This window comes from Streptomyces yangpuensis (assembly GCF_024666385.1).
In the GTDB taxonomy this organism is placed as follows: domain Bacteria; phylum Actinomycetota; class Actinomycetes; order Streptomycetales; family Streptomycetaceae; genus Streptomyces; species Streptomyces yangpuensis.
Genome location: NZ_CP102514.1, coordinates 6,878,914 through 6,899,045, shown reverse-complemented (window position 1 = coordinate 6,899,045; position 20,132 = coordinate 6,878,914). Strand labels below are relative to the sequence as shown.

The following is a 20,132-nucleotide window of genomic DNA, read 5'->3' as shown; positions in this document are numbered from 1 at the left end:
CGCACGGCGGCGCCCGGCTCCCAGAGGTCCTCGGACCGCGGGTCAGTCGTGCAGCAGCTCCTCGCGCAGGTTCTCCAGCGTGCGGGCGAGCAGGCGCGAGACGTGCATCTGGGAGAGCCCGACCTCCTCACCGATCTCCGCCTGGGTCATCTCCTGGCCGAAGCGGAGCTGAAGGATGCGGGTGCTGCGCTCGTCCAGGCCGGCGAGCAGCGGTGCGAGGGCCTGCCGGTCCTCGACGGCCGCCAGGGCGGGGTCGAGGTCGCCGACGGTCTCGGCCAGGGAGCGTGCGGGCTGTCCGTTCGCGGGGGTGGTGCCGCTGCCGCCGGCGTCGGCCTGGGGCGCGTCGAGGGACTGGGAGGAGTAGCCGTTGGCGGCGACCAGGCCCTCGCGGACCTCGTCCTCGGTGAGGCCGAGGTGGGTAGCCAGTTCTGCCGGGGTGGGGGCGTGGTCGGTCTCGGAGGTCAGCTCCTCCGTCGCCCTCGCCAGCAGCAGGCGCTGCTCCTGGAGCCGGCGCGGGACGCGCACGGCCCAGGTGGTGTCCCGGAAGTGGCGCTTGATCTCACCTGTGATGTAGGGCACGGCGAGCGTGGTGAACTGGGTGTTGCGCTCGGGGTCGTACCGGTCGATGGCCTTGATCAGGCCGATGATGCCGACCTGGACGATGTCCTCGTTCTCGGGGCCGCCGGGCCGGTCGCGGAACGGGCGGGCCACGAAGTTCACGAGTGAGATGTTCATCTCGATCAGCGTGCCGCGCACGTACTGGTACTCACGGGTGCCCTCTTCCAGGCTCCGCAGCCGTTCGAAGAACACCCTGGTCAGCTGCCGGGCATCGCAGGTGGAGAGTTCCCGCGGGCAGGGCACCTCGGGCAGCCCGCCGAGTGCGGGGGCCGCTGCGGCGCCACCGGCGGGGGTGGTGGCCGTCGCGGGGGGCGTCGTCGAGGTCGTGGCCTCGGTCGTGGCCGTGATGGTCATCGTCTTCGCTCCTTGGGCACAGGTGCTTGCGGCGCGTTGCGCGACTGCTCGGTCGCTTGCTCGGTCGTTCGGTCGGGCGGAAGTCCCCTTCCGCTTCCCTGCACCCTGCCGGGCCCCCGGACACACGTCAAGTTATACCGGAAAGACTTTTCTGGATTTGCTTTTCGCGAGTCCCCGCTCAAGAATGTCGGAGTGGAGAATGAGCAGACGGGATCCCGCCGCAACCACTGGACGTTCCTGACGAACCACGCCCGGGTCCTGATCGCCATCGCGCGCGACCCGGGGGCCCGGCTGCGCGACATCGCCGCGGACTGCGACCTCACCGAACGCACCGTGCAGGCGATCGTCACGGACCTCCAGACGGACGGATACCTCACCCGGACCCGGGACGGCCGGCGCAACCGCTACGCCATCGCGCCCGGGGCGCGCTTCCGCCACCCGGCGGAGGCCGGCCGTGAGATCGCCGGCCTCCTGGCCTACCTCTCGGGACCACCGGCCACGCCGACGACGCCGCCGCCCGCCGCCGAGTCCGCGGACGGCGGCCCCGACGACGGGGTCCTGCCCCTGCCGTGACGACGCCGCTCAGCGGTCCGCGAGCAGGTTGTCGAAGAATTCCCAGTCCAGACGCTCCGCCTCGGCGCCGGCCGGAACCAGCGCCCACGTCTCCTCCAGCCACCGGGTGAGCCCCGCCCGGTCCAGCACGAAGAGGGCGTACGGCTCCTCCGCCCCCAGCCTCAGCACCACCTGGCCCGCGCGGCCGGGTCCGTCGGCCGGGCGGACCCGTACCTCCCCCGTTCCGGCCAGGGTGCGCAGCCCCCTGGCGAGGAGGTCCCTGCCGATCACCCAGGTCACGGGGTCCGCGCCGACCGGGTGGAACGTGACCTCGACGCCCAGCGGGGTGCGGGGCGACCAGTGGAACGTGGCCCGGAGGGGGAACCGCAGCCGGGTCCGCACCTGGTGGATACCGGTCGTCCAGGTCAGGCTCCGCTCCGTCGGATTCTGCGTCGGGTGCTGCTGCGTCGGATGCTGCTCGGGGGCGCGGGGCCGGTGGTCCATGACGACTCGTCTCTGCGGGGAGGGGCGGCGGGCGATTCAGGGGCCGGGATCTCGCCGTCCGGCCGGGGCGGCACCGACGGCGCCGGGTGCCATGGCTCGCGTCTGCTCGCTCGGCCGCCTCCGAAACAGCGGATCCGGACACACGTCCGGCCGGGGTCAGGGCCGGGTCTGCCGCCATCAGGGCGAACGGCGGACGTGTCGACCCGGGAATCCCCGGCTCCGCGCGGATAGTCGTACCGGGCGCTCTCGGCCGGCCACGGTCCGTCGTGGCATGCCCGTACCGAAGTCGTCGGAGAACGGGACCGGGATGAAGAAGTCCGTAGTGATGTGCGCGCTGGTGACGGGCCTGGTGCTCGGCCCGACGGGCGGCGCCGGCTGGGCCGCACCGCAGCAGGGGGCCGCGCCGGCCGCCGCGGTGTCCCGGGTCGCGTACCCGGTGGGCGAGGTGGTCTCGGACGCGCCCCTCCACGTGCGCCAGAAGCCCACGGTGTACTCCGGCGTCGTCAGGACGCTCCGCCCGGGCCAGCGCGTGCTCCTCAACTGCCAGGCGCGCGGCGGGTGGGTGGACGGCAACCCCGTCTGGTACCGCCTCCAGAACGCCAAGGGATGGGTCTCGGCGCGCTACGTCCACAACCACAAGCCGGTCCGCGCCTGTTGACGGCACTCGTGACGGCCGGCTGACGGTCCCGCCGCACGCCGGGGCTCACGGCTGCGGCTTGCCGGCCTCCCGGCCGGCCACGCAGGTCGCCACCACCTCGATGTTCACGTGGGAGTCGATGAACCCGGGGAGCACCGTGGCGCCCTGGAGGTCGATCACCTCGCGGGCGGGCAGGGCGGCGACGGCGCCGTCCAGGCCGACGATCCGGCCCCGCCGGATGCCGAGTTCGTGGGCGACGGGACGGTCCGGGTCCATGGTGAGGAATCGGGCGTTGGTCAGCCGGGTGCAGAGCATCGTGCGGGTTCCCCAGGGGTGGTCGGCCGGCGGGGTCGCTGCCGCGTACCGGATCGGATCGGCGCGGATGTGCGCGGTGCTGGGCGGTGGAGGGTCAGGCGTCCATCGACCGGGCGAGGGAACGGGGGCGCAGATCGGTCCAGTTGGCTTCGACGTAGTCCAGGCAGGCCTCCCGGCTGGTCTCGCCGAGGGCGATCGTCCAGCCGCCGGGCACGTCGACGAAGGACGGCCAGAGCGAGTGCTGGCCCTCGTCGTTCACCAGGACGAGGAAGCGGCCCTCGGCGTCGTCGAAGGGGTTGGTGGTCACGGTTGTTGCCTCCCCGGAACGTCAAGATTAGGTTAGGCTCGCCTCATTGAAACGAGCTTAGACCCTCCCCTTGCCGCTCACAAGGAGACCCGCATGCGCCCGACCGAGGACGCCTTCGCCGCGTACGGACTGCCCGGCGCACCGGGTTCCGAAGCGTTCTGGGCGGCGGCCGGAGCACCCGTGTCGGTCCCCTCGGGGGACGGCGGCTGGACGACCCTGTTCCTGTGGCGCGGCTCGCCGGCCGGCATCGGCTTCGAGAGCTGGTCGGACCCGGTGGCACTGGACCGGTGGGGCGACACGGACTGCTGGTACGCGCAGGTGCGCATGCCCGCGCGGCTGCGGGTCACGTACCGGTTCCTCGTGGACGGCGCGGAGTTCGCCGACCCGTTCAACCCGGTCGGTGCGGGCGGGGACCGGTCCATCGCCGCGACCCCGGACGCGCCGGCCCAGCCGTACTGGCCCGTCCTCGGCACCGGCGCCGAGCAGGTGCTGCCCCTGCCCCGCACCCGGATCCGCTGGACGAGCGAACGGCTCGGGGGGCGGCGCACCGTACGGGTGCACCCGGCGGGCGGCGGCGGACCGGTGGTCCTGCTGCTCGACGGGGACGACTGGCTGTACCTGCACCCGGCCATGACGGCGTTCGACGCGGCCGTCGAGGCCGGGGACATGCCGCCCGTCACCCTCGTCTTCCTGCCGGCCAGGGACCGGGAGGCCGAGTTCGGGTGCCGGCCCGGGCTGTGGGAGGCGGTACGGGACGAACTCCTGCCGCTGGTGGCGGAGACGGGCCTGCCCGCGGACCGGGACGGGCTGGTGGTCGCCGGGCAGAGCCTCGGCGGCCTGAGCGCGGTGTACGCGGCGCTGGAGTTCCCGGACCTGGTGTCGCGGGTCGCCTGCCAGTCCCCGTCGTTCTGGTGGGCGCCGGGCGCCCCCGGTCTCCCGGATCCGCTCGGCGGCCCGCTCGGCGGCGCCGTAGCGGCGCGGCTGCGCGAGCGCGTCGACCTGTCGGGGCTGCGGGTCGCCTTCGACGTGGGGGAACACGAGACCCGGATGCTGCCCCACTGCGCCCTGGTCGAGTCCCTGGCCGCCCGGGCCGGCGCCACCGTACGCGTCTCACGCTCGCCGTCGGCCCACGACCGCGCGGGCTGGCGCCACGCCCTCCTCAGGGACGTCGCCTGGGCCCTGGGGTAGCACCGGTCACCGGCCACCCCCGCGTCACGTCCACGGAGGCGTCGCGCTCTGAAATCCGCTAGGCGATCTGCTGATGATCACCGAGGATTCGGCCGTACACGATCACCGACCATGATCAAGGATTCGCCATGTCATCGTCCCAGGCCAGCCGCCGTACCCTGCTCGCGGGCCTCGTGGCCGCCGCCGCGGGTGCGCCGCTGCTCAACGCCCTTTCCGCCGCCCCGGCGCACGCCGCCGACACCCTCACCAACTCAGGGCTCTACGCCGACCCCGCGAACGTGGAGGGCGTGGACTACGCCCGCCGCTTCAAGCGCCACGAGATGTTCGACCCCCAGCGGGCGACCACCCCGGGGCCCCGGCTGAGCACGGTCATGGCGATCCACGGTGGCGGGATCGAACCGGGCACCTCCGAACTGTGCCTGGCCATCGCCGGTTTCCGGCCCGACACGCTCGAACCCGTCGCGGCGGGCGCCCCGCTCCACGACTACTGGATGTTCGAGGGTCTGCGGGCCTCGGGCGCGGTGCCCGGCAACGGCGACCTGCACGTCACCTCGACGCTCAACGACGACCCGGTGGCCCGTTCGATGGCCGCGGGCAGCGCCAACGTCCTCAGCCTGCACGGCTGTACGGCCACTCAGGCCGGCCTGCCGGCCGGGGCCAAGGGCGTCGTCGTCGGCGGTGCCAACGGCCGGCTGCGCGCCCTCCTCGCCGACCGGCTGGGCAAGGCGGGCTTCCTCATCGCGACGGGGGACCCCGAGCACCTCAACGGCGACCTGCCCGACAACATCTGCAACCGCACCCTGACCGGGGAGGGCGGCGGCCAGCTGGAGATCACCTACGACCTCCGCAAGAGCCTGTTCGCCGACTTCGGCGGCGCCCCGAACGCGACCAGCCCCACCAGGCGCGCCCAGAGCACCAACACCGACTTCTGGAAGTTCACCGACGCCTGCCGGTCCGCACTGGCCCAGATGGAGTCCGAGCAGCTCGCCCGCCGGAGCCTCTTCGACCGCGGCGCCGCAGTCTGACCCGTCCGCTCATCTCGCCACCGCCAGGCAGTAGTCCCGGTCGGTGGCGAGCAGATTGCGGTGGGTGTCCTCGGCGGTGATCACGCCGTCGTCCAGGACCAGCACCCGGTCGGCGGCGTCCAGGAGGGCCGGGCTGCTCGTGATCACGAGGGTGGTCCGGCCCCGGCGCAGCCGCGCGATGTTACGCGCGATGAGCTGTTCGGTCACGGCGTCGACGGCAGTCGTCGGGTCGTGCAGGACGAGGACGTCGCTGTCGGCCGCCAGAGCCCTGGCCAGGGACAGCCGTTGACGCTGGCCGCCGGACAGGTTGGCGCCACGGTCACGGACCGCGTAGTCGAGCCCCTCGCGGTGGAGGGCGACGACATCGGTCAGCATGGACGCCTCGACGGCCTCGGGGACCGTCCGGCTGCTGCCGGACGGGTCGATGTTGGTACGGAGCGTGCCCGCGAAGATCTCCGCGTCGTACGGGTTGACCAGCATGTGCTCGCGGACCGCCTCCACCGACAGGTCGGCGATCTCCTGCCCGCCCACCCGTACGGCTCCCTCGTACGTGTGGGGCGGGACCCTGACGGCCAGGACGGCGGCGAGGTCGGCGGCGGCCCGCGGCTGGTAGGCGGCGATCGCCGTGAAACCGCCCGCCGGGACCTGGAACTTCAGGCCGCGCAGGGCGCCGTGCCGGACACCGTCGATCTCCAGGTCGCCGCCGGCGGCCGGGCGCCGCGGCCCCGGGACGGAAACCGGGGGCGCGGTCAGCACCAGCGCCATCCGCTCGGCCGACGCCCGCGCCATCATCACGTACTTGGGCATGTCCGAGAACATCTTCAGCGGTTCCATGATGAACTGCGCCAGCCCCACGGCCATGACGAGCTCTCCGACGCTGATGCGGCCGTCGAAGGCGAGCCGGCCTGCCGTCAGGGTCACGGCGACGGCCAGGGCCGCGTTGAGGGCGGCGGCCGTGCCCGCGTACGCGCCGTTCACCCCGGCCACGGTGACCGCCTGGTGCTTCGCCTCGGTGCTGACCTTCCGGTAGGAGCCGAAGGCCGCGTGGTTGCCGCCGAAGCCGTGCAGCGGGCGCAGGCCGGTGATCAGGTCGGCGACCTTCGCGCCCGCGCGGGCCACCCGGGCCTGCTGTTCGCGCGTACTGGAGCCGATCCGCCGGGACATCACCGACAGTACCGACAGGATCGCGACGGTGCCGACGATCACCAGCAGGCCGAGCCTGAGGTCCGCGAGCCCGAGCGCCACGGCGGCCACCAGCACGGCGACCAGCGAGCTGATCAGCAGCGGCACGACCTCGATGATGTCGGCCGTCTGGTCGGCGTCCTCGGTGGCGATGGTCAGCACCTCGCCCGATTTGAGGCCGACGTCCCGGGCCACGGGCTGGAGTCCGCAGTCCGCGACGCGCACCCGCCAGCGGTGCGCCTCGGTCGTGTTGGCCTTCTGCAGGATGCGCATGCCGAAGCGCCACGACAGCGACACCGTCGTGATGATCACGGCGAGCGCGCCGATCGACAGGACCAGGGCGCCGGGGCCGCGGTCCCGCATCGTGTGCTCGACGATCAGGCCGAGCGCGATGGGGAAGGCCGTCTCGCCGGCCTGGTAGAGGCCCATGAGGACGGTGCCCCAGGCCATGGCGCCGACGTTGCGGCGCAGCGCGATGCGCAGGATGCCGGACCCCGAACGGGCCCGCTGCGTGTCAGGAGTTGTCATCGAGGTGGCGGGCAATCGCTTCCGGGGTTCGCAGGGTGAACAGATCGCGGATCGTGATCACTGGACCGTACTCCCGGCGGAGCAGCCCGATCAGCCGCACCGCCAGCATGGAGTGTCCGCCGAGGGACACGAAGTCGCTCACCGCGCTCACCTCGTCGTCGTCCAGGTCCAGGGCCTCCGCGAAGAAGTCGCAGACGACGGTCTCCGTGTCCGTCTCCGGGCCGCGCTCCCCCGCCGTGGTCAGCGCGCCCAGCGGCCGGGCCTCGGGCAGTGCCCGGGTGTCGGCCTTCCCGTTCACCGTCAGCGGGATGGCGTCGACCCGGGCGTAGTGGGTCGGGCGCAGGAAGTCCGGCAGTGCGGAGCCCGCTTCGGCGGCGACCGTCGCCAGGTCCCCGCCGTCGTCCAGGACGAGGTAGGCCGCCAGCCGGTACGCGCCGTCCACCTGGGGATCGGGCTGGGCCACGGCGGCGACGAACCGGACCCGCGGGTGCGCGGCGAACGCGGCCTCCACCTCGCCCGGTTCGACGCGGTGTCCGCGGATCTTGACCTGCTGGTCGGTGCGGCCCAGGTAGGTCAGGTTGCCGTCGGGCCGCCGCGCCACCAGGTCTCCGGTGCGGTACATGCGCTCGCCGGGCTCGCCGAACGGGCAGGCCACGAACCGGTGCGCGGTCTGCGCGGCCTGGCCGAGGTAGCCGCGCGCGATGCCGATGCCCGCCACGTAGAGCTCGCCGGGGACCCCGTCCGGCAGGGGGCGCAGCCACGGGTCCAGCACGTGGACGTCGGTGTTGTCGATGGCGACGCCCACCACGGGGTCCTCGCACTCGAAGGTGCCGACGCCGAGGGTGTTGATGGTGTATTCGGTGGGTCCGTACAGGTTGTATCCGGCTGTGCCCTCGGTCTCGGCGAGCCGCTGCCACAGGGTGGGCGTGACGGCCTCACCGCCCAGCAGGACGAGGGCGGGCCGCCGGTCCGGGTCGTCGAGCAGGCCTTCGGCCACCAGTTGCTGGGCGTAGGTCGGGGTCACGTTGATGACGTCGATCCCGTGCCGGAGGCAGTACTCGACGAGCCGGGGGGCGTCGCGGCGCAGCTCCTCGTCGCAGATGTGCACCTCGTGTCCGTCCGCGAGCCACAGCAGCTCCTCCCACGACATGTCGAACGCGAACGACACGGTGTGCGCGATCCGGAAGACCCGGTGGCCGTGGTCCGCGAGGACCGGCTCGAAGATCCGGCGCCGGTGGTTGATCAGCATGTTGGTCAGGCCCGCGTACTCGGTGACCACGCCCTTGGGCCTGCCGGTCGATCCGGAGGTGTAGATCGTGTAGGCGGGGTGCCGCAGGCGGTGCGGGTCGTCGGGGGCGAAGGTCGTCAGGGGTCCGGCGGCGGGGAGGGGCCGGTCCAGCTCGATCAGGTGGCCGGGCGGCAGGCCCAGCCGGGGTGACACGGCGCTGACGGTGAGAACGGCCTCGGGGCGGGCGTCGGCGACGATCGCGGCGATCCGCTCGTCGGGGTGGTCCAGCTCCAGCGGCACGTACGCGGCGCCCGTGCGCAGGACGGCGAACAGCGCCACGATCGAGTCGAGGGAGCGGGGCACGGCGATGCCCACGGTGGTCTCGGGGCCGATGCCGCGCCCGGCGAGGACGCCCGCGACGGCGCGGCTGCGGTCCCGGAGTCCGGCGAAGGTCATGGTGTGTCCGTGGGCGACGAGTGCGGTCCGCCCGGGGTCGCGGTCGGCCGCGAGGTCGAACCGGTCGACGACGGTGTCCGTGCCGATGTCGGTGCGGCCGGCGGTCCGGGGCCGGGGTCCGAGGGCGCCGAGGGCGCCCACCGGTCCCGTGGCCCGGGCCAGGTCGTCGAGGAGGCGCAGGTAGTCGTCCAGGAGGCGCCGGGCCGCCGGGGTGTCGTGGTCGCGGTACTCGAGTTTGACGGTGAGCCGGTCGCCGGGGGTGACCACCCAGGTGTACGGGTAGTGCGTGGAGTCGTCGGCGCGTACGGCGGTGATGCCGTGGCGGGTGTTCATCTCGGCGAAGGCGTCCAGGTCCAGGAAGTTCTGGAGGACGAACAGGTTGTCGAAGAGGGTGTCGTGTCCGCCGGCCCGCTGGATCTCGCCGAGCCCGATGTGCTCGTGCTCCATCGCCTCGGCCCGGGCGGCCTGCACGGCCGACAGGTACTCCCGGACGGTGTCGCCCGGCCGGGCCCGGGTCCACTGGGGGACGGTGTTGAGCAGGACGCCCACGATGCCGGCCAGGCCCTCGCCCTCGCGGCCGGAGACGGTCACGCCGAAGACGGCGTCGCCGCGGCCGGTGCGGGCGCCCAGCAGGAGCCCGAAGGCGCCGGTCAGTACGGTGTTCAGGGTGACCCCGTGGGTGCGGGCGGCGTCCCGCAGGAGCTGCGACCGCTCGGGGTCGAGCGTGTGCACGAGGGTACGGGGCAGGCCGTCGGCGAGGACCGGGGACGGTCCGGCGAGCAGGGTGGGGCCGGGCAGGCCGGTCAGGTGCCGCGCCCAGAAGCGTTCCGCCTCGGCCGGGTCCTTGGCCGCGAGCGCCCGGGCATGGTCCTCGAAGCTCGGGGAGGCCGGGGCCGGGGCCGTCAGGGTGCCCGCGAGAGCCGCCTCGTAGGCGTCGAACAGATCGCGCAGGACGATCTCCCGGGACCAGCCGTCCCACAGCAGCAGGTGGTAGCTGAGCAGCAGGCCGTCACGGCCGTCGGGCCGGCGCACCACGGTCAGCCGGATCAGCGGCGGCCGGCCCGTGTCGAATCCGGTGTCGCGGTCCCGGGCCAGCAGGTCGTCGGCCTCGGCGTCGGTGGTGAGGTCGACCGTGCGGACGTCGACGCGGCGGCCGGCCGCGAGGACCTGCACGGCGTTGCCGCCGTCGTCGGTGGCGAAGCCGGCGCCGACCGCCGGGTGGCGGGCGATCACCCAGGCCATGGCCTCGGCCAGGGCGTCGGTGTCCAGGCGCCGGTCGAAGGTGAACCAGCTCTGTGCGACGTAGTGGCCGGCCGGTCCGGCCAGCTGGGCCTGGAAGTACAGGCCGCGCTGGAGCGGGGTGACCGGTGCGGTGCGCTCGGCGGTGGTGGAGACTTCCGCGATGTGCCGCAGCGCGTCGTGCCAGTGCCCGGTGATCTCCTCGGGGATACCGTCGGCGAGGGTGAAGACGGCGTGCAGGCGGCCGGTCGCGGCGTCCGTCCAGGCGTTGACCTCGACGGCGTAGGGGCTGTGGCCGCCCTGGTCGCCGCCGGTGATGTGCAGGGCGCGCGACTCGTCGCCCCGGCCGAGGTAGTTGAACAGCACCTGCGGGTGGGCGTCCAGCAGCGGGGCCGTCTGCGGGTCGAGGTGGCGCAGCCGGCCGTAGGCGAGGTGGGCGCGCTCGTCGGGGCGGCGCGCGGCGACCTCGCGGGCCGCCGCTACGGGGTCGGTGTGGGCGGTGAGCCGCACGGGCGCGATGGAGGTGAACCAGCCGACGGTACGGGTGTAGTCGTGGTGGGGCAGCACCGGTTCGCGGCCGTGCCGCTCCAGGTCGACCGCGAGGTCGGTGGGCGTGGCCTGGACGCGGGTCAGCGCGGTGCGCAGCGCGCCGCACAGCAGCTCGGTGGGTCCGACGCCGAGTGCGGCGGGTGCGGTGCGGGTGACGAGGTCGCTGACGTCGGGCGGGAGCACGACGGTGACGTCGTGCGGCGCCCGGACCCGGGGCAGCAGCGGGGGCGCCTGGAGCGTGGCGATCCAGTGGCCGAGGCCGCCGTCGGCCGGGTGGGCCGAGGGATCGGCCAGGGCCCGCGCGTACTCGGCGTAGGGGGTGGTCTGCGGCGCCAAGGGCGTTCCGCGCAGGGCCGCGGCCAGGTCGTCGAGGAGGATCAGCCAGGACACCGTGTCGACGGCGAGGTGGTGCACGGCGACCACGAGGGTGCGGCTCGTCTCCAGCCACGAGAACGCGATGACGTCCCCCGCCTCGGGATCGAGCCGTCCGGCGGCCTCGTCGGCCGCGGCCTCCGGGTCGGTCGTGTCCGCGCGGACGACGCTCACCGGGCGCGCTGGTTCGGTACGCAGGGCCCATACGCCGTGCTCGGTGCGCAGCCGCAGCCGCAGGACGGGGTGCGCGGCCACGACGGCGTTCGCGGCACGCTCGACGTCGGCGAACGCGGTGTCCTCGGCGGCGGTCACGGCCCGGGCCTGGGCGAACCGGGCGAGCGAGCCGCCCAGCAGACGTTGGCGCAGGATGATCGGGGTCGGCGCCAGCGGGCCGTCCTGCGGGGCGGCCGGGCCGGGGGCGGCAGTGGCGTCGGCGGGCGTGGACGCCCCGGTCGGCGGGGCGCCGGTCGCCAGATGTCCGGCGAGCGCGCGCGGTGTCCTGAGCAGGAACACGTCCCGCGGGGTGATCGACAGGCCGAGGGCCCTGGCCCGGTTGACGACGGTGATGGCGAGGATGCTGTCGCCGCCGGCCCGGAAGAAGTCGCAGTCGGCGTCCACGGCGGTGCCGGGCAGGGACTGCGTGAAGATGCCGACCAGTGCCGTCAGCGCGCTGTCGTGCGCCACGGCGGGTGCGGCGGGCGCGGCGGGCACGGCGGGGACGGCGGGCGCGGCGGCCGCACTGTCCACGTCGTCCTCCGGGCCGGTCCCGCCCGCCGCCCGGGCACGTTCGGCGAGGGTCTGCCGGTCCAGCTTGCCGTTGACCGTCAGGGGCAGGGCGTCGACCGGCAGCACCCGTGCGGGCACCATGTGCGCGGGCAGTTTCGCCGCCAGTGCGGCGGAGAAGTCGCCCGGCGTGCGTCCCACGAGGTGTGCGACGAGGTGGTCGCCGCTGTCCGCCGCGGTGACGGCCACGTCGACGACGCCGTCGAGTTCCCTGATCGCGGCCTCCACCTCGCCGGGCTCGATGCGGAAGCCCTTGAGCTGCAGCTGGTCGTCGGCGCGGCCGGTGAACTCCAGCTCGCCGTCGAGCGTGCGGCGGGCGAGGTCGCCGGTGTGGTACATGCGGGAGCCGTCGGCGGCGAACGGATCGGCCACGAAGCGGCCCGCGGTGAGCCCGGGCCGGCCCAGGTAGCCGAGGGACACCTGGTCACCGGCGACGTAGATGGCGCCCACCCGGCCCGGCGGCACCGGCCGGAGCCGGTCGTCGAGCAGGTGGGTGACCAGGCCGGGGACGGGGCCGCCGATCGGGCTGACGTCGCCACCGGGGCGGAAGTCCTCGTCGGTCAGGACCCGGTGGGTGACGTGGACGGTGGTCTCGGTGATGCCGTACATGTTGACGAGCTCGGGCGAGGCGGTGCCGTGCCGTTCGACCCAGCCGCGCAGCCGCCCGAGGTCCAGCGCCTCGCCCCCGAAGATGATCCGGCGCAGTGCGGGGAGCGGCTCGGCGGCATGCCGGTCGGCCTCGATGAACCGGTAGAAGGCGGAGGGGGTCTGGTTGAGCACGGTGACGGCGCGTTCGCGCACCAGGCGGTGGAAGTCGACCGGGGAGCGGGTCAGCGCGTAGTCCGGCACCAGCAGCTCGCCGCCGTGGACGAGGGCGCCCCACAGTTCCCAGACCGCGAAGTCGAAGGAGTACGAGTGGAACTGCACCCACACGTCGGCCGGGCCGAAGCCCATGCCGGGGCGGGTGTTGGCGAGCAGGGTCACGACACTGGAGTGCGGGACCACGACCCCCTTGGGCCGACCGGTGGAGCCGGAGGTGTAGATGACGTACGCGGGGTCGTGCGGCGCGGCGCCGGAAGTGGCGGCGGGGGCGGCGGGACCTGCGGTGTCCTGCGGTAGCCGCTCCTCCCCCGGTACGAGGACGCGGGCGGGGACGCCCGCCCGGGCCAGCAGCCGCGTGAAGCGGTCCCGGTGCTCCGGGGCGACGAGGACGACCTGCGGAGCGGCGTCGGTGAGGACGTACTCCAGCCGTCCGTCCGGGTAGTCGAGGTCCAGCGGTACGTAGGCTCCGCCGGCGGTGACGACGGCCACGAGCGCGACGACCTGTTCCAGGGAGCGCGGTACGGCGACGGCGACGCGCGCTCCCGGTCCGACACCGGCGGCACGCAGGGTGGCGGCCACGTCGTCGCGAGCCGTGGCCAGTTCGCCGTAGGTCAGCGAGCGGGTCGCGCCGTCGAGGGCGCACTGGGTGACGGCGGTGGCGGCCGGGTCGCGGCGCGCGGCGGCGTCGAAGAGGGCACCCAGGGTGGCCGCTGAGGCCGGGGCGGTCGGCGCGGTCGGCGCGGTCGGGGCGGTCGGCGCGGTCCGCTCCGGGTGCCGGGCCGCGGCCGGCCGCGCTTCGGCGAGCAGGTCGTCGACCAGGGCGTCCGGCCGGGTGAGGAGGCCGGTGAGGGTGCGGGTGAAGGCGGACAGGATCGCGCGGGCACCGCTCTCCCGCAGGAGCACGCCGTCGTGGATCAGGTTGAAGCGGGGCCGTCCGTCGGGGGCGCGTTCCACCACGAGGGTCAGGGGATAGTGCGGGGCCCCCTCGTTCACGATGCCGGTGACGGACAGGGTGTGGGCGGGGTCGCGCAGGGCCGCGACATCGGTCGCTACGTCGAAGACCACCAGGGTGTCGAACAGCGGGCCGGCGCCGGCGCGGCGGCCGATGCGGGCCAGCGACACGTGCTGGTGCGCCAGCACGGCGCTCTGGTGCTCGCGGACCGAGGCGAGCAGGTCCCGGGCAGTGCTGGTGGCGGTCCACCGGGCACGGACGGGGATGGTGTTGATGAACAGGCCGACCATGTCCTCGATGCCGGGCACGTCCGTGTCGCGCCCGGACACGGTGGAGCCGAAGACGACGTCCCGGCCGTGCAGGAGACCGCCGAGGGTCACCGCCCAGGCGCTGTGCACGGCCACGCTCAGGGGCACCCCGGCCGAGCGGGCGGTTTCGTCGAGTTCTCCGTCCGGCTCCGAGGTCGCGTCGGCGAACCGGTCGGAGGGGGTGTGTCCCTCGGCGACCAGGGAGGGTCCGGGGAGGCCGGCGAGCTGTTCGCGCCACACGCGGTCGCTCTCGTCATGGTCCCGCCCGGCGAGCCGGCGTACGTAGTCGGTGAAGCCGCCGACCGGGTGGACGGTGCCCGGCGCGTGGTATTCGGCGAGCAGGGCGCGGAGCATCGGCGGCACCGACCAGCCGTCGGCGATGATGTGGTGCACGGTCTGCACCAGAACGGTCCGGCCCGCTCCCGCCCGGATGAGCGTGTACCGCATGAGGGGGCCGGTGGCCAGGTCGAATCCGGCGCAGCGGTCCCGTTCGGCGTGGTCGCGGATCTCCTCGTCGCTGATGCCCGGGCGGTCCAGGACGGTGAAGGGGGCCGGTACGCCGCTCTCCAGTACGCAGACCACGCGGCCGTCGGCGAGCGGCGTGAAGCGGGCGGCGAGGTTGGGGTGGAGGGCGAGCAGGCGGGTGGCCGCGGCCGCGAGCCGGCCGGTGTCGACCTCTCCCTCCAGGGTGAGCAGCTGCTGCTCGACGTAGTGGCCCGAGGAGTCGTCGTCGAAGACGGAGTGGAAGTACAGGCCCTCCTGGAGCGGGGTCATCGGCAGGACGTCGCGCAGGGCGGGGCCGTCGAGTTCGTCGACGTCCGCCTGGGTGAGGGCGACCAGGGGGAAGTCGCTGGGGGTGTGGCCTCCGCCGTCGAGTGCGGCGATCGCGGTCAGGGTCTCCTGGTAGTACGCGCCGATGGTCGCGACGTCCTGGTCGGTGAACAGCCCGTCGGGCCAGGAGAGGGTGGTGAGCAGTTCGTGGGCACCGGTGGGGCCGGGTTCGGCGATGGCGTTGAACTCCAGGGCGCGCGGCAGGCGCATCGCGGGATCGCGCCGCTCCCCCAACTGGCCCGTGGACCCGGCCGGTTCCCAGTCGCCGGACGCTCCGGCGGGGAAGCGGCCGAGGTAGTTGAAGAGGACCTGGGGTGCGGGTGTGCCGAACCGGGCGCCGGCCAGGTGGCGCAGGACGCCGTAGGAGAGGCCGCCCCGCGGGACGCGGGCGAGGTCTTCCTTGACGGCCTTGAGGGCGGCCGCCAGGTAGTCGGGAGCGGTGAGGTCCGCCGCCGCGCCGGGGTCCACGGTGACGGGGAACAGGGTGGTGAACCAGCCGACGGTGCGGGAGAGTTCCGGTTCGAAGCCGGCGGCGTCCGCGACGAAGCGTGCTTCGCGGCCGTGGCCCTCCAGTTCGATGTGGGCGAAGGTCTGGTCCTGGCCGAGGTCGCGGCGCCACCGGGCGAGGGTGACGGCGAGCGCGGTCAGCAGCACGTCGTTGACGCCCGCGTGGAACCGGGCGGGAACGTCACCGAGCAGGGCGGCGGTGACGTCGGGGCCGACCGGGACGGTCAGGGTCCGTTCGCGTGCGACGGTGTCGTCCGCGCCGAGGGCGCGCCGGCCCAGGGGTGCGTCCGTCCCCGGCAGGGCGCGGCGGAAGTGGGCGCGGTCGTCGTCGAACGAGGCCTGTTCCAGTAGTTGGGTCCAGCGGCGGAACGAGGTCCCCACCGCCGGCAGCCGGACCGGGACGCCGGCGGAGTACTGCCGCCAGGCGGTGGCGAGGTCCTCCATCAGGATCCGCCAGGAGACGCCGTCGATCACCACGTGGTGGGCGACGAGGACGAGCCGGCGGGCCTTGCGGCGCCAGACCGCGCGCAGCATGACGCCGCCCGCCGGGTCCAGTGCGGCGGTGGCGAGCGCGACGCATTCGTCGAGCGGCCGGTCGCTCTCCTGCCATCCGGCGGCGGTGCGGTCCGCAGGTGCCGGGACCTCGAATCCCCAGTGGTCGCCACGTACGAGCCGGGCGCGCAGCATGTCGTGCCGTTCGACGACGGCGGAGAGGATCGTGTCGAGGGCGACGGCGGTCAGGTCCGCGGGGGTGTTCAGCTCCACGGCCTGTACGAAGCCGTCGACGGCGTCGGTGGTCCCGCCGAGCCAGCGCACGACGGGGGATCCCGTGACGGGCCCGGTCGCCACGTCGTCGTGGTCCTCGGCGGCGGTGTCGACGGGGCTCGCCACCGCGGCCAGCGCCCCGAGCACGCTGTGGGTGAAGATCTGCCGGGGCGTGAGGTGCAGGCCGGCCTTGCGCAGTGCGCCGAGCAGGGAGATGGCGAGCAGGCTGTCGCCGCCGAGCCGGAAGAAGTCCTGGTCGACGCCGGCCCGGTCCAGCCGCAGGAGCGTCGCGACCGCCGCGCACACCAGGCGCTCGTTCTCGGTGACGGGCGGGGCGAACGGGCCGGTGCCGGACGCGGGCTCCGGCAGCGCGGCGCGGTCGAGCTTGCCGTTGGCGGTGAGCGGGAACTCCTTCAGGACGACGATGTGGGCGGGCACCATGTACTCGACCATGTGCGCGGCGGCCCAGTCCCGGACCTCCTCGGCCCGCAGGTCCGCGGCTCCGGCGGCGGGGATCACGTAGCCCACCAGGTAGGTGCCGCCGGCGGTGTTCTTCCTGGCGACGACGCAGGTGTGCCGTACGCGCGGGTGTTCGGCGAGGCCGGCCTCGACGTCCTCGATCTCCAGCCGCATGCCGCGGATCTTGATCTGGTTGTCCGCGCGGCCCAGGAAGTCCAGTGATCCGTCCGGGGCGTACCGGGCCAGGTCGCCGGTCCGGTACAGGCGCGAGCCGTCCCCGGCGAAGGGGTCGGCGACGAACCGGGAGGCTGTCAGGCCGGGGGCGCCGGCGTAGCCGCGGCCCAGGAGGAAGCCGCCCACGTAGAGTTCGCCGCCGACGCCGACCGGGACAGGGCGCAGCTCGTCGTCGAGGACGTAGAGCCGGGTGTTGGGATTGGCCCGGCCGATCGAGGTGGACAGGCGTTCCGCGGCGCCCCGGTAGATGACGTGGGAGACGCCGATCGTCGTCTCGGCCGGGCCGTAGCCGTGGTACATGGGTATGTCGAGCCGGGTGCGGAACCGTTCGTACAGTTCGGGGGTGAGCACTTCGCCGCCGCACCACACGTGCCGCAGGCTGTCCAGCCGTCCGGAGTCGCCCGCGATCTCCAGCAGGACGTCCAGCATCGACGACACCAGGTAGGTGAAGGTGACGCGGTGCTCGGCGATCACGCCGAGGAGGTGGTGGGGGTCGCGTTCGCCGCCGGGCCGCAGGACGACCAGCCTGCCGCCGGACACCAGTGGCAGGAAGATCTCGTTGATGGAGATGTCGAAGGAGAGCGGCGCCTTGAACAGTGAGGCGTCGTCGGGGCCGAAGCCCAGGATCTCGTCGACCTGCCACAGCAGGCGCTCGCTGATCGCCTCGTGACGGATCATCGCGCCCTTGGGGCGGCCGGTGGAGCCGGAGGTGAAGATCACGTAGGCGAGGGCGTCGCCGGGAGTGGTGATGCCGGTGGGCCCGCCGGGGTGGGATCCGTGGCGCCAGGCGCCGAGGTCGACGGCCACGGCTCCGGGTTCGCCCGGAGGGTGCTCGCCCGAGCCGTTGAGCTGGAGCACGACGCCCGCGTCCTCGATGACGACGGCCCTGCGTGCGGCGGGCCAGTGCGGGTCGAGCGGGACGAACGCGGCGCCGGCCCGGAGTACGCCGAGCAGGGCGACCACCATGTCGGCGGAGCGGTCCAGCGAGATGCCGACGACCTGTTCGGCGGTGATCCCGCGGTCGAGGAGGTGGTGGGCCAGCTGGCTCGATAATTGCGCGACCCGGCCGTAGGTCAGGGTGCGGCGCTCGTCGACGACGGCGACGGCGTCGGGGTGGGTGCGCGCCTGCTCGAGGAACATCTCCACGATGGTGGGGCGGACCCGGTCGGCGCCGGTGTCGTTCCATTCGGCCAGGGTCTCGATGCGCGCCGCCACGCTGGAGGGGGCGATGGTGCCGAGAGGCCGGTCGGGGAAGTCGGCCAGGTCGTCGAGGGCGAGCTGCGCCTCGGCCGGCGGGACGCCTTCCGGGAGGGTGATGCTGCGGGCATCCGCGCCGACGTCCCAGCCGGCCGCACCGCCGCCGCCGTTGTCGGCCCATCCGAGGACGTCGGCGAAGAGGGTGCCGGGGGTGAGTTCCATGCCGTCGGGGCTGCGGCCGGTCGCCCAGTACGCCAGGGCGATCGAGCACGCCGAGGCGATGGTCCGGTCGCCGTAGTCGCCCGTTCGCCGGCGTACCCCGGCCAGGCGCGTGGGAGAAAGCCGCAGGAGACGAGCGGTCGGTTCCGTCATCGAAGACTCAACGCCCCTTCAGTGTCCGCAGGTTGTCCCACCCGGTTGCGGGGTGGGGCTAGCTTCCCTCGCGCCAGGCGCGCCACAGTCGCGCGTACCGGCCGCCCAGGGCCACCAACTCCTCGTGCGTGCCGTGCTCCACGACGCGGCCGGCGTCGAGGACGGCGATCCGGTCCGCCGCCATGGCCTGGGTCAGCCGGTGCGCGACGAACAGGGTGGTGCGGCCGGCGCACGCGGCGAGCACGGCCCGTTCCAGTTCGGCCGCGCCCTCGCTGCCCGCCTCGGCCGTGGACTCGTCGAGCACCACCACGGGTGAGCGGGCCAGTACGAGCCGGGCGAGGGCGATCTGGGCGACCTTCGTGACGTCCAGGCGTTCGCCGCCCTCCCCGACCGCGGTCCGCAGGCCGTCGGGCAGGGCGTCCACCCAGCCGTCCGCGCCGACCGTGCGCAGGGCCTCGGTCAGCTCGGCGTCGGTGGCCTGCGGTGCGGCCAGCCGCAGGTCGTCGGCGAGCGGGCCGGAGAACACGTGCGTCTCCTGGGTCAGGATGCTCACCAGGGCCCGGGCCCCGGCCTCGTCCGGACCGGCGAGGTCGGTCGGTCCGATGCGGACCGATCCGGCCTGCGGGGTCCCGATGCCCGCGATCAGCGCGGCCAGGGTCGACTTGCCGGCGCCGGTCGCGCCGACCAGGGCGAGGGAGCCGCCGGCCGGGATGGTCAGGTCGACGTCCCTCAGGACGGGCTGCTCGGTACCGGGGTAGCTGAAGGTCAATCCCTTGACCGTCACCGGGTACGGCGCCCCGGCCGCCGGTGCGACGCCCGGGGTGCCGACGAGCCGGTCCTGGGCGTCCTCGCCGAGGACCCCGACGAGCCGGGTCAGGCTCGCGCCCGACTTCTGTGCCTCGTCGAAGGTGAACATGATGGAGCCCAGCGGGGTGAAGAGCCGGTGGAAGAGCAGCGGGGCCGCCGAGACCTCGCCGAGGGTGGCGGCGTCGGCCTCCAGCAGGGCGTACCCGACGAGGATGATGAGGACCAGTCCGATGAACTCGGCCCGGTTCTCCCGGCCGACGAAGCGGCCGAAGAGACGGAACACGTCGATGCCGAGTTCGCGGACCCGCCACGACTCCGTGGTGACCTTCTCCCGGACGGCGCCCTCCAGACGGTAGGCGCGGACCGTGTCGATCCCGTTGAGTCCGCTGATCAGCGCCTGCGCGCGGTCGGCCTGGACGGCCCGCTGCTGCTTGTAGAGCGGGGCGGAGCGGGGCAGGTACCAGCGCAGGGCGAGGGCGTACGCGGGCAGTGCGCCGGCTCCGGCCAGGCCGAGCCGCCAGTCGAGGCCGAACATGCCGAGGGTGGCGATGACGACGAGCACGCCCGCCGAGAACACGGTGGGGACGGCCGTGCGGATGCCCCTGGACAGCACGGCGACGTCGTCGCCGACGCGGGAGAGCACGTCTCCCCGGCCGACTTGTTCGATCCGGGCGCTCGGCATGCCCAGGACCGCCCGGACGGCGCCTTCCCGCAGCCGGGCGAGGAGGTCGGCGCCGAGCCGGCCGACCAGGTAGGTGGACAGGGCGGTGGCCGCCGCGCCGAGGAGCGCGGCGGCCGCCATCAGCACGCCCGTGGTGACCAGGATCGAGCGCGGTCCGCCCGCGACCACCCCGTCGACGACCCGGCCGAGCAGGAGCAGCGGGAGCACCTGGAGGGCGGCCCCGGCCACCGTCGTCAAGGCGGTGGCGGCCGTCAGCCAGGGCACCTCCCGGCAGTGCGCGGCGACCCAGCGGGCGGCCTCGCGTCCGGTGGTGGTCCGCAGGGTGGCCCGGGCGACGAGCGTGTCCGTGGCGCTCACAC

At 74.0% G+C, this 20,132-nt stretch carries 10 protein-coding genes and 1 pseudogene; 4 read left to right on the top strand and 7 right to left on the bottom strand.

Translation table 11 applies throughout. From position 1 onward, the window contains the following. Positions 1–42: 42 nt before the first annotated feature. A complete protein-coding gene (locus tag NRK68_RS31220) occupies positions 43–966 on the bottom strand; it encodes a SigB/SigF/SigG family RNA polymerase sigma factor (protein WP_373024563.1) in 924 nt (307 codons plus the stop codon). 198 nt (positions 967–1,164) lie between these two features. Here NRK68_RS31220 and NRK68_RS31215 point away from each other — a divergent pair, with 198 nt between their 5' ends. Next, positions 1,165–1,545: a helix-turn-helix transcriptional regulator gene (locus NRK68_RS31215; RefSeq protein ID WP_183064517.1), complete on the top strand. Its 381-nt coding sequence runs from the start codon at positions 1,165–1,167 to the stop codon at positions 1,543–1,545. A 9-nt stretch (positions 1,546–1,554) separates the two neighbouring features. Here NRK68_RS31215 and NRK68_RS31210 read toward each other — a convergent pair whose 3' ends face one another. Beyond that, positions 1,555–2,028, bottom strand: coding sequence for an SsgA family sporulation/cell division regulator (locus NRK68_RS31210; RefSeq protein ID WP_183064516.1), 474 nt, complete (start codon positions 2,026–2,028; stop codon positions 1,555–1,557). Between the two features lie 307 nt (positions 2,029–2,335). On the opposite strand from NRK68_RS31210, the gene NRK68_RS31205 reads away from it, so the two are divergent. Continuing rightward, positions 2,336–2,686: an SH3 domain-containing protein gene (locus NRK68_RS31205; protein ID WP_183064515.1), complete on the top strand. Its 351-nt coding sequence runs from the start codon at positions 2,336–2,338 to the stop codon at positions 2,684–2,686. A gap of 99 nt (positions 2,687–2,785) precedes the next feature. On the opposite strand, the pseudogene NRK68_RS31200 reads toward NRK68_RS31205, so the two are convergent. Further along, positions 2,786–2,980 (bottom strand): annotated as a pseudogene (locus tag NRK68_RS31200) (amidohydrolase); the annotation flags it as partial. 94 nt (positions 2,981–3,074) lie between these two features. Then, positions 3,075–3,287 carry an MbtH family protein gene (locus tag NRK68_RS31195; protein WP_183064514.1) on the bottom strand — a complete coding sequence of 71 codons (213 nt, stop codon included), beginning with the start codon at positions 3,285–3,287 and terminating at the stop codon, positions 3,075–3,077. 93 nt (positions 3,288–3,380) lie between these two features. Here NRK68_RS31195 and NRK68_RS31190 point away from each other — a divergent pair, with 93 nt between their 5' ends. Together NRK68_RS31190 and NRK68_RS31185 are read left to right on the top strand one after the other, a co-directional pair. After that, the gene (locus NRK68_RS31190) at positions 3,381–4,475 is read left to right on the top strand and encodes an alpha/beta hydrolase-fold protein (RefSeq protein ID WP_257857419.1); all 1,095 of its coding nucleotides are present in this window, start codon (positions 3,381–3,383) and stop codon (positions 4,473–4,475) included. Positions 4,476–4,603: 128 nt separating this feature from the next. Continuing rightward, on the top strand, positions 4,604–5,500 hold the full coding sequence (locus NRK68_RS31185; protein ID WP_257857418.1) for a poly-gamma-glutamate hydrolase family protein: 897 nt from the start codon (positions 4,604–4,606) through the stop codon (positions 5,498–5,500). 9 nt (positions 5,501–5,509) lie between these two features. Here NRK68_RS31185 and NRK68_RS31180 read toward each other — a convergent pair whose 3' ends face one another. From NRK68_RS31180 to NRK68_RS31170, 3 genes are read right to left on the bottom strand one after another with little or no spacing between them, the layout of a single operon-like run. Next, positions 5,510–7,210, bottom strand: a complete 1,701-nt coding sequence (locus NRK68_RS31180; RefSeq protein ID WP_183064511.1) for an ABC transporter ATP-binding protein — start codon at positions 7,208–7,210, stop codon at positions 5,510–5,512. Continuing rightward, on the bottom strand, positions 7,197–18,284 hold the full coding sequence (locus tag NRK68_RS31175; protein WP_257857417.1) for a non-ribosomal peptide synthetase: 11,088 nt from the start codon (positions 18,282–18,284) through the stop codon (positions 7,197–7,199). The genes NRK68_RS31180 and NRK68_RS31175 overlap by 14 nt, the downstream gene beginning before the upstream one ends. A 58-nt stretch (positions 18,285–18,342) precedes the next feature. Beyond that, positions 18,343–20,130 carry an ABC transporter ATP-binding protein gene (locus tag NRK68_RS31170; protein ID WP_257857416.1) on the bottom strand — a complete coding sequence of 596 codons (1,788 nt, stop codon included), beginning with the start codon at positions 20,128–20,130 and terminating at the stop codon, positions 18,343–18,345. Positions 20,131–20,132: the final 2 nt, after the last annotated feature.

Excerpts from the sequence above, each read along its gene's own strand:
- NRK68_RS31205 (WP_183064515.1), top strand. The coding sequence starts at position 2,336 with ATGAAGAAGTCCGTAGTGATGTGCGCGCTGGTGACGGGCCTGGTGCTC.
- NRK68_RS31185 (WP_257857418.1), top strand. The coding sequence starts at position 4,604 with ATGTCATCGTCCCAGGCCAGCCGCCGTACCCTGCTCGCGGGCCTCGTG.
- NRK68_RS31210 (WP_183064516.1), bottom strand. The coding sequence starts at position 2,028 with ATGGACCACCGGCCCCGCGCCCCCGAGCAGCATCCGACGCAGCAGCAC.
- NRK68_RS31190 (WP_257857419.1), top strand. The coding sequence starts at position 3,381 with ATGCGCCCGACCGAGGACGCCTTCGCCGCGTACGGACTGCCCGGCGCA.
- NRK68_RS31175 (WP_257857417.1), bottom strand. The coding sequence starts at position 18,284 with ATGACGGAACCGACCGCTCGTCTCCTGCGGCTTTCTCCCACGCGCCTG.
- NRK68_RS31180 (WP_183064511.1), bottom strand. The coding sequence starts at position 7,210 with ATGACAACTCCTGACACGCAGCGGGCCCGTTCGGGGTCCGGCATCCTG.